Source organism: Marinibactrum halimedae, assembly GCF_021234875.1.
Lineage (GTDB): Bacteria > Pseudomonadota > Gammaproteobacteria > Pseudomonadales > Cellvibrionaceae > Marinibactrum > Marinibactrum halimedae.
Map to the genome: position 1 here is coordinate 25,469 of NZ_JAJQVM010000029.1, position 13,412 is coordinate 38,880.

General features: G+C 46.1%; 12 protein-coding genes. 5 read left to right on the forward strand and 7 right to left on the reverse strand.

What is annotated here, in order from left to right:
* Nucleotides 1–18: 18 nt before the first annotated feature.
* The 3 genes from LU351_RS15795 to LU351_RS15805 form a co-directional block, all read right to left on the reverse strand.
* Nucleotides 19–759 carry a YrbL family protein gene (locus LU351_RS15795; protein ID WP_232595055.1) on the reverse strand — a complete coding sequence of 247 codons (741 nt, stop codon included), beginning with the start codon at nt 757–759 and terminating at the stop codon, nt 19–21.
* 27 nt (nt 760–786) lie between these two features.
* Nucleotides 787–1,821 (reverse strand): glycosyltransferase family protein, encoded by a 1,035-nt coding sequence (locus tag LU351_RS15800; protein ID WP_232595056.1) that lies wholly within the window; start codon nt 1,819–1,821, stop codon nt 787–789.
* Nucleotides 1,822–1,977: 156 nt separating this feature from the next.
* Complete coding sequence (locus tag LU351_RS15805) at nt 1,978–3,135, reverse strand: glycosyltransferase family 4 protein (RefSeq protein WP_232595057.1); 1,158 nt, start codon at nt 3,133–3,135, stop codon at nt 1,978–1,980.
* 209 nt (nt 3,136–3,344) lie between these two features.
* Here LU351_RS15805 and LU351_RS15810 point away from each other — a divergent pair, with 209 nt between their 5' ends.
* Nucleotides 3,345–3,731 (forward strand): RNA-binding S4 domain-containing protein, encoded by a 387-nt coding sequence (locus tag LU351_RS15810; protein WP_232595058.1) that lies wholly within the window; start codon nt 3,345–3,347, stop codon nt 3,729–3,731.
* Between the two features lie 138 nt (nt 3,732–3,869).
* Here LU351_RS15810 and LU351_RS15815 read toward each other — a convergent pair whose 3' ends face one another.
* On the reverse strand, nt 3,870–5,168 hold the full coding sequence (locus LU351_RS15815) for an NAD(P)/FAD-dependent oxidoreductase (protein WP_232595059.1): 1,299 nt from the start codon (nt 5,166–5,168) through the stop codon (nt 3,870–3,872).
* A gap of 374 nt (nt 5,169–5,542) precedes the next feature.
* On the opposite strand from LU351_RS15815, the gene LU351_RS15820 reads away from it, so the two are divergent.
* From LU351_RS15820 to LU351_RS15830, 3 genes are all read left to right on the forward strand, one after another.
* Nucleotides 5,543–7,105 (forward strand): S1C family serine protease, encoded by a 1,563-nt coding sequence (locus tag LU351_RS15820; RefSeq protein ID WP_232595060.1) that lies wholly within the window; start codon nt 5,543–5,545, stop codon nt 7,103–7,105.
* A 335-nt stretch (nt 7,106–7,440) separates the two neighbouring features.
* A complete protein-coding gene (hslO, locus tag LU351_RS15825; RefSeq protein ID WP_232595061.1) occupies nt 7,441–8,325 on the forward strand; it encodes an Hsp33 family molecular chaperone HslO in 885 nt (294 codons plus the stop codon).
* 30 nt (nt 8,326–8,355) lie between these two features.
* Nucleotides 8,356–8,886 carry a GNAT family N-acetyltransferase gene (locus LU351_RS15830; RefSeq protein ID WP_232595062.1) on the forward strand — a complete coding sequence of 177 codons (531 nt, stop codon included), beginning with the start codon at nt 8,356–8,358 and terminating at the stop codon, nt 8,884–8,886.
* Between the two features lie 39 nt (nt 8,887–8,925).
* On the opposite strand, the gene LU351_RS15835 is transcribed toward LU351_RS15830, so the two are convergent.
* Nucleotides 8,926–10,947, reverse strand: coding sequence for an ExeM/NucH family extracellular endonuclease (locus tag LU351_RS15835; RefSeq protein WP_232595063.1), 2,022 nt, complete (start codon nt 10,945–10,947; stop codon nt 8,926–8,928).
* Nucleotides 10,948–11,464: 517 nt separating this feature from the next.
* Here LU351_RS15835 and LU351_RS15840 point away from each other — a divergent pair.
* Entirely contained in the window at nt 11,465–12,109 is a 645-nt protein-coding gene (locus LU351_RS15840; protein ID WP_232595064.1) for a hypothetical protein, read from the forward strand.
* A gap of 119 nt (nt 12,110–12,228) precedes the next feature.
* Here the strand turns inward: LU351_RS15840 and LU351_RS15845 are convergent, their stop codons facing one another.
* Nucleotides 12,229–12,576: a PilZ domain-containing protein gene (locus LU351_RS15845; protein WP_232595065.1), complete on the reverse strand. Its 348-nt coding sequence runs from the start codon at nt 12,574–12,576 to the stop codon at nt 12,229–12,231.
* A 259-nt stretch (nt 12,577–12,835) separates the two neighbouring features.
* The gene (locus LU351_RS15850) at nt 12,836–13,255 is read right to left on the reverse strand and encodes a PilZ domain-containing protein (protein WP_232595066.1); all 420 of its coding nucleotides are present in this window, start codon (nt 13,253–13,255) and stop codon (nt 12,836–12,838) included.
* Nucleotides 13,256–13,412: the final 157 nt, after the last annotated feature.

Here is a 13,412-nt window from a genome sequence, read left to right on the forward strand (position 1 = left end):
TTTGAAGTGGAAGTGCTATCACGGTGTTTCTATCTCCGGAAGGCGTCGTTGTTGCTCTTCCATCCACCCGTGATACCCCCATTCTCCGTTCTGTGCTTTCGTTTCTAATAGTTGTTGAATTGCTTGGTTCAGGCGTTGCGCTTTGCGGTATGATTTTTTTCGCGCAATGTGTCGGCTCCAGTACGCTACCGGGAGTGGGTCTGCCCATCCTATTCCATCGATTACCACAATCCGGTGAGGTTGTTGTTGTTTTTGTTGAACCACCAGATTATGCAGTAATAAATTTCGTGATGGCATTCCTAGCTCTACCCAGGAATGTTGAAACGCTTGGATGATGGCTTGTAAATGCTCTGTTAAGCCGTTCACCCAGATGTATTGTTTGAGTGAAAGAGAGATAAGCTGATCGTCATCCATTATGATTTCGGTGGTCAAACCGGTGCCATGGTTAGTGTTAATAAATCCAAAGCAACGAGGAATTAACTGGTAGGCGGCTTCACCTATGGAATGGTTGATTCGTTCATACACTCGAAATTCATCTATGTTGTCGTCAAAGCAGTGCAAGGGTTTGAGTGAGGCCGGAAATGATTTCTTTGCACGTTTGATTGCTGGTGTACGATCTGGCCGACAAACCTTGATACACCGATGCTGATTGCGAGGGTCCACAAAACATAATCGGTTTCCTCCTTGGGCGAAGGCATTTTCAATACTGCCTAAGTTAACGAAATCAGAAGAACTCGATGAGTTTATTTTGGAATTCATGATAATGATCAGCTTTGCAAACTATCGCTAAGAATTGGACTTAAGCCAAACATAATCATGGCTGAAAGGCTGCTGCAACGTCGCTTCCACAATATATTGTGCATACAGCGTCGAATTTATTTCTTGGTGAAAAAACGTGCGTGCGTTACTGGCCCATGCCTTGCGTTTTTCGACGTCATGATAAAACTCTCGGATTTTCTGGAGTAGCTCTTCTTGACCAGTGAAGTATACGAGAGTTTCCTCAGGCATGAGTCGGTCAAACCCATTGGCTGCATGAGTAAAGGTTAACAACCCATTGCCCACCAGTTGTGCCATGCGCGCAGAAGAATACCAGTCAAAGTTTTCTTGCCGATTTAAATTTAAGCCCATGGCGCTGTTGGCCAAGGCATTGTCGTAATCTCGGCCCCACACACCGGGTTCGTTAAAACTGCCAGGGGTGCGAAAAGTGAATTTGTCTTTGAATGCTGTTTTCAATTCGTCTTTTAAAAAAGACACCAATTGCCCGCGAGAGGTGTAGGCTGTTTCTTTGCTGCAAAAAATGAGATCGGTGGCTAGCTGATCCTGTTGTGAGGTGTCTGCTGTTTCGATTGAGCTGTCTACTGGGTTAGGCATGTGCCAGAGTTTTGCGCGTTTTCCAGAAAATGGAGCCAGCAGCGATTCGCCAGTAGAGACAAACATGGCATCTGCCACATCACAGCGGGCGTGAATTTTTTCGACATTAACTGGTACAAACAAAGGGTCATTATTGCAACAGGCGATGGCCATATTGGGCTGCTGCGCCCGTGCTTGGTTGAGCGTATCGTTGGAAATAATATCGCAATGCCCAACGATCATTAGATCCGGCTCGAAGGCTTCGACGGTTTGTAACAGACGTTGATTGGCTTTTTTCTTGCCCAAATCTCGAATGCCCAAGGGCGCTTCAAAAGCGGCCACATCTCGATCACTGAAAGCTTGAACACAATGGCCATTTCGAATTAACCCAAAGTACAGTTTCTGTGCCCAACTAACGCGGTTGTGTCCATATTTTCGTAATTGTTGATGGGCAACGTGAAGAATTCGCATGGTGTCTCAGTCTGTATTGGGTGGTGGCGCGTTGCATTATGACTGGATGTCGTTATTAAGTTGGCTATTAACTCAGCGATTAATTCGTCAATAACGACGATACCTCAGCCGGCAAAAACAGGGCGAATATAGCGGTTATCCTAGCCCACTTCAATTTCATCTCCTGACAGCGTTATACACGCTTTGGTATACCTCCAATGTTTTTCGGGCTTGAGTATCCAGTGTGAATTGTGAATCCAGTGTGAAGTTGGGTGGGCTGGTGAGCAATTGAATGGCAGTTTGGGTTAGACGTTCCAGAATGCTATCGGTTATCTCGATCTCTGTTCTTGGATTGGCATCTTTGCGCGTTACCGAGATTAAGCCTGTTGGTAGGCTGTATCGAAGGGATTCCGCCGGACCTCCCATATCAAATGCCAAAACTGGGCAGCCAACGGCGAGCGCTTCAATCACCGTTCTACCAAAAGGCTCTGGTCTTAATGAGAGATTGCAAACCAGTGAGGCTTCTCGGAAGAGGTGCTCGATGTCATTGCGATGGCCAAGCAAGGTAATGTCGTCACTCAAGTTAAGTGTCTGAATCTTTGATAGCAGTTCTTCTTTAAAGTGATCTTTTCCCGGTGTTGTGCCACCAATAATGATGCCATGACAGCTTTGGCCTGATGATTTTAATCGATGAATCAGGTCGATAAAGGCGGTTTGACCTTTCCAGCGGCTGAGTCGCCCCGGCATGATAATCAGTGGTTTGCCTTCAAGCACGGGAAAAGACTGATAAAACGCTTCTCGCCATTCTGTTGGCGGTTCTTGGTTAGCCTGAAAGGTTTCCGTATCGACACCTCGATGTACCACCGTAATATCACTGGCCGGTACGGATGGATAAAAGTGGGTGATGTATTCTTTAACGCAATCGGAAATCGCGATCACTTTATCGGCTTTTCCCATGACCGCGCTGTAGCGGTTGGTGGAGTACAAACCGTGAAAGGTCGATACAATTCCGGGGCGTTGATTACGCGGGAACTTGCCTATGGCAAGATAAATTAACCAAGCGGGTAAGCGCGAGCGTACGTGAATAATATCGGGCTTGATGCTTTTAATAAGGCGTCGCAGTGGTAAAACATGGCGTAACGACAGTAGGCTTTTTTTGTGCACTGGAAAGGTTAGGTGTTGGCTGCCTTGTTGTTCCAGAGTGGGAACGAGTTTACCCCCGGCAGACATCACCAGTGACTCATGGCCAGTTTTTACCAAGTGGCGGGCAAACTCCACCGTGCCTCGCTCCACACCGCCTGAATTTAACTCTGGTAATACCTGTAAAACCTTCAACCGCTTAGCCCTTAATCGATTTGCCCGCTCTCTTTCAGGCCAGAATCTTATCGAGAGTTTTTCTTGGTAGAAAGTCTTTCATTCGCTTTTCACTGTTTCCTCTATATTAGTCCGTCGTTGTTTCTTTATAATGAGGGTGTTCTCAATCTTGAAGAAGACAGCCGAGTAATCCGTAGGTCAGTCATTGTGGGTAGCTGAAAAATAGGCAAATGGAAAAAGTAAGAATTGATAAGTGGTTGTGGGCAGCGCGCTTTTTTAAAACCCGAAGTCTGGCCAAGCAGGCCATCGAAGGTGGAAAAATTCGGTGTGAAGGTCAACGAGTGAAGGCCAGTAAAGACTTAATGGTGGGTTTAACGTTGTCCATTCAAAAAGGGTGGGATACTTGGGAAGTGGAAGTGATTGCCCTATCTGATCAAAGGCGAGGTGCCCCTGAGGCACAGTTGCTCTATAACGAAACCCCCGAAAGCATAGAAAAACGCGAAAAAACAGTGGCAGAACGCCGAGCATCAGGTGTTTCGGGGATTGTTCATGATCATCGGCCCAGTAAGAAAGAACGTCGGCAGATCATTCGATTCCGAGAGCAGGATTTAGAGTAGGGCCTAGTAAGAGTAGGGCCTAGTAAGAGTAGGGCTAATTGAGAGTAGAACCAATTAGAGTAGAACCTAAATTGGAGCTTAGATTAGATGAATACGCAGCAGGCAATCGTTTTTTGTCTGCTGCGTGTTTGCTTACGGTTAGTGCAGTTTCAGGCGTGGGCGAATGATGTGGTTGATACGGTCTGCTACGACCATCAAGATGGCTTTAGGCCAGCCGTGAAGGGCAACCTGATGCATGCGATACAAAGAAATATAGGCCATTCTTGCCAGCCAGCCTCGTAAATTAATGCTGCCACCCTTCCCGAGGTTCCCCATTAATACACCCACGGTGGTGTATCGACTTAGTGAAATCAACGACCCGTGATCCCGATATTGAAATTCGTCCAAAGGCTTATTTTGTAGAGTTTTTACAATATTTTTACCCACTAATGAGGCCATTTGGTGTGCCGACTGCGCTCTGGGGGGCACCCATTTATTCTCCGACAGTTGCAAACCTGCGCAATCGCCAATCGCATAAATATTGTCGTGTACGGTGGTTTGTAATGTGGGCTTCACCAGTATTTGATTCAGGCGATTGGTCTCTAGGCCTTCAATATCAGTGATGAATTCAGGGACTTTAATGCCGGCTGCCCACACTAAAATATCGGCCTCTATTTTATTTTCATCTTTCGTATGAAAAATCCCCTTTTCAGCACTGGAGACTTGGGTATTCAGTCGGACGTCTACGCCCAGTTTTTTCACTTCTTCCAGCACCGCATTGGAGACTCTGGGTGAGAGTGCGGGCACCAAGCACGGGCCTGCCTCAATCAAGGTGACATCCAGGTTGTCTGCTGTCACTTGCTCTAGCCCATACATGTTGAACAGCTCGCGGGCATTGAACAACTCTGCGGTAAGCTCGACACCGGTAGCACCACCGCCCACAATGGCGACGCGAAGTTTCATGGCTGGGTCATCTTTGAGTTGTCGGTTCAATTGAATGAAGCGATTGACCAGATTGCGATGAAAGTTTTTCGCTTGAGCGGTGCCGTCTAAGAATCGGCAGTGATCGGCAACACCGGGAATACGGAAGTCGTTAGAGACACTCCCAATTGCGAGTACAAGCTGATCGTAAGGCTCTTCCCGCTGAGGCAAGATTTCCTCACCTTCATCATCCAGTAACGGCGCCAGTTGAATACATTGGCGATCCGAATCCAGGCCGCAGAATTCTCCGAGCTTGAACTGGAAACCGTTTTGATGGCCGTGGGCGCGATAGCTGACGCTGTCGACTTCAGAGTCGAGACTGCCGGCGGCCACTTCATGCAGTAGTGGTTTCCATAGATGCGTAGGTTGCCGATCAATCAACAACACCTCCGCTTTCTTTTTTGCTCCTAGTTTACGACCTAGGTACGTTGCGAGTTCAAGACCCCCGGCGCCACCTCCAACAATGATGATTTTCATGAAAAATCCCCTTAAGTTCATAGTTAACAAGAATTATTCGCCAGAGCACGGGTCTATGAGCGACACGTATTGGTTTCACGGTGAACTTGTGACATTGTGATAGCTCGTCCGATGTGGGGCGAGTGATCTGGCGAATAGTCCCTCTCGTTATTTTCATCACAGTGGCGGGGATAAAGAACCGCTGTGATGCATTCGATGTATAACAGCCAACAATGCATAACAACCAACAATACATAACTGCCAATCAATAACTGTATTTGGTTAAACCGCATTTGATCCAAACAACTTTGGTTCAAAGCAACGTTAATCACAAACAACGCTATTATTGTTCTATGTTTACACGAATCGTTATTTTTATCATCTCAATCTGGGCTGTGTCCTTATCACCGTTGACCTTGGCGGCGTCTAATGATGCGAAATCTTTGCACCGCCTCAAACAGGCCGTCATCAAAATTTACACTTCTCAAGCCGCACCGGATTACTTCACCCCTTGGCGACTGTTAAATATCGATCAAACCAGTGGTTCTGGGGTAGTGATTGATGGCCAGCGCATTTTGACCAATGCCCACGTCATTGCGGATGCTCGTTACCTGCAAGTGCAGAAACACGGTGACCCAAAGAAGTATTTGGCCAAGGTGGCATTTGTGTCTCATGAGGCCGATTTAGCGATGCTTACAGTGGATGAGGGCGAATTTTTTGAGGGTTTGAACGCATTGAAGTTTGGTAAATTGCCCGATCCTCTTACGGAAGTGTCAGTGTTTGGTTATCCCTTTGGTGGGCAATCGTTAAGTATCACCAAAGGCATTTTGTCTCGTGTCGAGCATCAGCTCTACGCCCATGCCGGTAGCTTCCTTTTGGCGGGGCAGATTGATGCCGCCATTAACCCAGGTAACAGCGGCGGCCCGGTGATTGTAGGCAATAAAATTGTCGGTATCGTCATGCAGGCCAATGCGGGAGGGCGTGCGGAAAACTTGGGGTATTTTGTGCCACCGTCGGTGATTTCTCATTTTCTGGAGGATGCACAAGATGGGGTGTTTGACGGCACGCCGGATATTGGTTTTCGTACTCAAAGTTTGGAAAGCCCCGCTGCAAAAAGGGCTCATGGGCTGAGCGATGATGAGAGTGGCGCATTAGTGACGAAAGTCTTTGAGGATTCTGCCAATTTTGGTGTTGTGCTCGTCAATGATATTTTGGTCAATATTGATGGTTATGACATTGCGGACGATCAAACCATTGCCCTAACCGATGACCTTCGCACCAATTTTAAGTTTGCGGTGGATCATCACCAGCCGGGAGAGTCGCTCCCTATCACGGTGGTTCGACGAGGTGAACGTATTACTCTGTCGGTGCGGGCAGAGCCTGTGGTCAAAAGTCGCACTTTGGTGCAAGGCATTCAGTATGATGAAGTTCCTCGTTACCTTGTGTATGGGGGGGTGGTGTTTGTCCCACTGAATATGAATTTGATTAAACGTTGGGGGCGTGATTGGCACAGTAAAGCGCCTGTGGATTTTTTACAGGCGCGTAATAAGTGGTCTGGCCCCCAACGGAGAGAAGCGGTTGTGGCGTTGAAAGTACTCGCTGCAGACGTCAACTTAGGTTATCACGATTGGAAAAATTGGGTGGTTGAATCGCTGAACGATGAGCCGATTGTGGACTTCACCTCCTTTGCGGCCAACCTATTGGCCTACGATGGAGAATACGTCCAATTGGAGGATGACCAAGGGTACAAGATGGTCATCGATCATCAAGATGCCTTATCTCAGGAGCGGGCGATTCGGGACATATACGGCTTGCCAAATAGCTTTTCGAAAGGCTTATTGGATACAGTTGCTCGACTAAAAGGGGATCAGGTCGTGCAGCGGTTTCGGTCTCATTTGGGCGCACCCGTCATTACCACCTCAGCCGTTGCTGAACCAAATGATGCAGGAGCCCACTAGCCTCTACGGGATAGGCAGGCTTCTGCCTGATTTCGCTTTCTTTCGAAACTTTTGTTTCTCTCAATAGGTTGTTTTTAGCGCCGTCGCCCGCACTGTTGTGGTGTGAGATTGTCTTAGACGCAGTGGTTTGCAGAAATAATGACCCAATGGGTGTCTGTGTCACTGCGTAAGTGCGCCAAATTGAACCATACTCAACAAGTACCGCTTCTTTCGTATGATCCAGCAATGAGTGTTTACTGGCGGTCTATGTGACTGGTAACACCGTTAAGGTGTGGTTATAGCAATCCACCCCAATGAGATTCATCCCCGATGTTGACAACCTATGCAGGTAATACATGAAGAATATTGATCAACGACGTCGCTTTATTTTTGACCAAGCAGATATTCGTGGCGAAGTCGTGACGCTGAATGAAAGCTACAGAGAAGTACTCGTCAACAACGATTTACCTGCGCCTTTACGTCCTGTACTGGGCCAGTTTTTGGCGGCGGTAACCTTGTTATCCTCCACACTAAAATTTGATGGGAGATTAACGATACAAGCCAGAGGAGAAGGCCCGATTTCTATTCTGATGGCGGAGTGTTCTAAGCAGTGTGAAGTGCGTGCTATTGCGCGATTGTCAGAAGGGGTGGACTTATCCACTCTTGATACCAGTAAGCTTTCTTCTTTGTTAGGGGAGGCGGTATTGGCAATCACGATAGAGCCAAAGGGGGGAGAGCGTTATCAAGGCATTGTCCCGATAGATGCCGATACATTAGCAGAATGTTTGGAGCATTATTTCCGTCAATCAGAACAATTGGAAACCCGTATTTGGTTGGCAGCGGATAATTTCACCTGCGCAGGCTTATTGGTTCAAGCATTACCTAGGCAAATTAGCGACAGTGAAACCGCCTATCAAGATTGTTGGGAAACTGCCGTGCACCTTGCCGAAACGGTAAAATCTCAGGAAATGCTGGCGTTGGATCAGCAGCAGTTACTGTTTAGATTGTTCCACGAATTGCAGGTACGAGTGTTTGATTCACAGAGTATCGTGTTTGCGTGCAGTTGCTCGCGTGATCGATCAGCGAATGCGTTGAAGTCAGCCGGTGAGGAAGAGGTTAAGGCGATGCTGGCAGAAAGCCCTGTGATTCAAATTGATTGTCAGTTTTGTAATCAGCAGTATGAATTTACGGAAGCGGATTTACCCGATTTATTCCCAGACACGCATCAAACATTGCACTAATTCAGCCGAATACGATGTGGAGGTGAGTGATTGATCGAAATCATTACGGCCAAACCCAAGCACATCCCGATACTTTTGTCTTTTTGGGAGGCATTGTCCTCTCATCTCCCCGAATCTGTATTTCCCTCCAACCAAGCTGCGCAAAAAGAGCGGCTTCAGTCATTGGCTGAGCATGTGACTTCTTCATCTGCCAGTGTTGCCCTGCTGGCGATCTCTTCTGTGAGGAATAAAAGGAAGGGCGAGCAGACAAAGGTGGGATCAAGAAATCTTGATGAAGCCGTCATCGGGTGTATTGCGGGCCACATTCATGATAGGCCTGAGTTCGACACCTCTCCTCTTGGTATTCTCTACAACCTTTGGGTAAGTGCTGAGTTCCGCCGTCAGGGTGTGGGAAGAACATTGGTTTTGGCGCTAGAGAATCAATTGCGAGAAAAAGGTGCTAAGGCACTTCAAGTGGCATGGCGTCATTCAGAGCGTGAAAATATTTCTAGTGAGGCTGCGGCCGCTTTTTGGCAGCGTCTTGGTTATCTGCACTATGAGAGCATTGCGGGTAAAGTATAAAAAAACCGGCTAAAAAGCCGGTTTTTAAGAAGACGAGGATTAATCGTCGTCGCCATCACTATCCAAGTCTAAAACGATAATGACAGGGTCGTGGTCTGAGCTGCGGTAAGGGCCAGACTGAGTGAAGTCGATCGAGGCGCCTTCTGGACCATTGTAGAATCGTAACGCCTGGTTGTACTGCAATTGGAACATTTCGGTTGAGTTGATGTTCCAGTGAGCGACATCCACAACATTTTCTTCTGTGGCTGGGCTGACTAAGACATGATCAAGAGAACCCACTTGGTCACTTCTGAAGTAGTAATAGGAAAAGCTATCCTCGTCAAAGTCTTTCGCGACGGGTAAGAAACCGTACCCTTCTGATACTTCGATGGATTGGCCTTCGTTCAGGAAGGTCTGCTCGGCGGTGTTAATGGTATAACCACGTTCTTCAGCGTTAAACGTAGTCAGAACGGCCATAGGGTCTTCAGCAGAGTAAGAGTTGAAGTCGCCTAACAGAACTTGTTTCTCTGGTAAGTCTAACGCTTTTAAGCCTTCCGCAAGTGCGACAGAAGCAGAAACACGTAAGGCGTTACAAGAACCTTGTATGTCATCTTGATCTGTTGGCTCAATGTCTTCAATACAGCCGCCACCTTTACTTTTGAAGTGGTTAACTACAACAGCAAGGCTTTCACCAGTGTCGGTGTGTTTGAAGCTTTGAACGAGCGACGGGCGCATAGCGGCAAAGATGTCATCTACCACTTGGCGAGGCATTTCGATTGCTTGTAACTGGCCATCTAATTCAACAACGTCTTTGCGATAAACAATGGCGTTAGTGATGGCGTCACCGCCGGTGATGCTGTCATCTTCAGGGGTGGCATAGGCGTAAACATCGGCGTCTAAACTGACATTAAGCGCATTCACAAGATCGGCAATAGAAGATTGTCCGCCGAAGCCGTCGTTTTCAACTTCCATTAAGCCAATAATGTCGGCATCTAGGCTGATAATGGCGTCAACGATGCGAGACTTTTGTAATGCAAATTGCTCAGCATTGAAGGCACCACGATTGGACTCATAATCGAAAGTGACTTCACCGTTTTCCAAGTACTCACCATTGAAGTAGTTTAAAACGTTGAAGCTTGCGATGGAGACATCGCCAGATTTGACTTGTGGTGACTCTTCACGAGACGATTTGATATCAAACCAATCTTTGCGAGTGTTGATACGGTAGGCACCGAAGGCATAGTTCAATGGACCAATAGCCGTCACGGTATCACCGATACTTGGGGCGTTGGCGTAGTCTAAACCATCGAAATCATCGGTTGCGTAATAGCTGATGGTATCTGGGAAGGAGGCGCTGGTGTTGTCTTCAACGTACAGGATATTTGCGTTGATGTTGGCTACGGCCTTTTCGTACTCTTCGGAGAAAGGTGCGCCGACATCGGTTGGTGTCCATTTTACGCCATCACTTAAGAAGATTTCACCATGACGGGTGAAGTTATCTAGGCTGTAAACGGTCGCGTTGGTGACTCGTACTAACATGCCCTCAACGGATTCAAGATCCATTTTGCCTTCATAAGGCATTGGGATTTGGGCAACTCTCACGCTGAAGGCGTAGCGTCCACAATCGGCAATTTCTTCTGCTACTAACTGGCTGTTACCAAAACGCTCTTCCGGTGTACCTTGAACTCGTACACTCTGGCCTACATATACTGCAGAATCGTCACTGGAGACGAAGATGCCTTCCGAAGTATCGCGTGAGCGGTCTGTATCCCAAATTTCTTCTTGGACGAAGAAGCCTCCGTCACGAATAGCGGTGACGACCCCTTCTACCACAACGGATTCGCCAGCAAAGTTAACTTCTGAGCCGCTGCCTTGAATATCGTGAATGCCGGTAGACGGGCTAAAGAAGCAGTGGCCGATACCAGAGGGCGAGTTCTCATAAAAGCCTGCGCTTTCACTGGTTTTGGCGTGTGATGAGTAGATGGAGTGCTTCCATTGAGCAAGTGCGCTCCAAAGCGGAGAACCTGCATTGGCAGCAATACTGGTTGCCAGTAAAGGGGCAGTAAAAAGCCACTTATTCATAGTTTAATCCCGTTTTTTGTTGGCTTGTCAGCCGAATAGTTCAAGGTGTTGCAGTTTTGTCGAGCTAACGTTTAACGATGGCCCGAAATTTGGTGTCCTAATGTTTATTATCATCCAATAAAGGATGATTATTTTTTGATGAGAAAGCTGTCATATTAGCCAGCTTTTTTGTATTGCGTGGTGATGAATACGACTAAAGTGTGATTTGAATCACTAAATATAGGGGGTATATTTAAATTTTTTGTATTTTTTGTCTAGCAATTAGTCTTATTTTTTACGACTAACTGGTCAGGAATTTTAATTAATTTACTGCCTCGATCTTAGATTCAATGAAAGCTTTCAATGCTATTTTGGATTCTGCGCCCTTCCTTCTATCATTACACAGCATGAGCAATTGATTTATGAGCTAGCTGGCAAAGTGACTGGTTAATTTGTCTTAGTTTTTGAATATATCTCTGATTTTGAATTAGCCTAGCGGTTTATTTGCCCCAGCTGAAAGTTGTGAGAGACGTTTATTATGAAATCAATATTGTCGATTTATTTAATCGGAATTTTTTCTTTTTTCGTTTGGGGTTGTGCGAATGAAGGGGCAATGACGTCCCAGATGTCGCCTTACTCGTTGACGATAATAAAACCAGAACAAGATCGTATTCGTTTTCAAGGAAAAGGCGCAGGAGCAGGAATGATGATGATGGGTTCAATGGGGGCAATGGGAATTGCCATTGGTGTGGCCATTGATGAAGGTATTTCCAAGGATATTCAAACCAGTGCTGAGAAAGAGCAGGTTTACATTCCAGATATCGTTGAGCAATCGTTAAAGAGAACTTTAGAGCGAATACAAGGTGAGGTGATACAAGAGCGTTTTCATTCACCATTAACGTTACAGTTAAAGATTATTCGTTATGGTTTTAAATCAGCGCCGGGAGATCAAAAAGATCCGGTGTCTATTGAATTACAAGCCGAAATTATCAGTGAAGATGGCGCTGTATTCCCTTTAAATTATCCTTTTCAGGGGGAGACAGTGATGACTGAAGAGTTAGAAGAGATTAAAGAAAATGGAAAGTTGATTGGTTCAATCTGGGAACAAAGCCTAAGTCAATTATTTACCACGAAGCAGACTGAATTCATTGAATATTTGTCAGGAATTCAGCCCAACACCTAATGTATTTTTGTTCCAACAGTATTTACATATAAAGCATTTACAGGGCGTCTGTTGGAGAATAACTGCGTCCTGAAAAGGTCGATTGCGCATTATTTTGGTTTTTATTGTTGCTATGACGCTTATTGAAGCGGCTGGCGTTGCTCAATAAGCTCTCTTAATCTTGATCTGAAGTCGATATTGGTGGCTTTGCACTGTAACCCTAGGTATTGACCATTACGATGCGCCAAAGAACCCTGAAGACGTATGGTTTCGCCGCTATCAGTAGGTAAGTGCAGAGTCACTTCGTCACGAGTATGAAGTGGCAATTGCTGGAGCGTTGCTGCCAGCACACCATTATAAGAAATATCAATGACTTCTACGGGCCATCGACTCTCCCCGGAAATCAATAATGCGTTGGCACGATATCTCACCCTTGGGAAGTATCTCCGTTCACGACTTGAGCTATCTCCACGCTGTTTGTTTCTCATAATCTCCCTTCCTTGAGATCTACGTCTACGATTGGTGGGTATTGGATGAAATGAGTTTTCAATTGCAGAACACTCTCGCTTTTTTCGACGGTTTTGTCGATCAGTTAATTCCGACGAGAGAGTAAACCTTTTCATAGAATTAGGAAATGCTGGTTCATAGTTTTTGGCACTTTCTGATGTGTAATACATAAATGATTGCCTACTATTTCCCATTTTGGTATCACACAGTTGAATACAGAGTCACGTTTTAGTGCTTTCTTCAAATATGATGTTCAATGAGTTCGTGAAGCTCCCGTTGATGTGCTTGTTCGTTACTGGAGTTTAATTCCAGTAGGCGGCGAAGGTGGCTGATGCTGTCCATATCTATTTTGTCACACGTAATCGCGAGCATGTCCCCATCAATACGAACGACATGGCCAAACATGTGAATCCGAGCATCACCCCCTAATTCTATTCCCACCTGTAATGATTCTGACGTCGGGGTGGTGGGCAAGTGCTGGTGTTGCCATGCTTTTACATTGACTAAAACGCCTTTCAAAGAAATATCAATGAGCTGACCTTGCCAATAGGGTGGTGAATCCATCTGCTCATCATGGGAGTCTGTGGTTGTTAATTCTACCGGGCAGTGAAACGTTACCCGATTAAATCGTCTGCGTTCATTATTTGCCAAGGTTGTCATTAATAATTTTTCTGAAATTTGGGTGGTGTGATGCAATGATGTATGAACTTAATTCATCACGCTTTTAACTGTATTGTAATGAGAAAGTGTAGTGCTTTTGGCGACGGATTTCATGCAAAAACCCGTTTGTTAGCCAAGGTTTACTCTGTGAGAATGC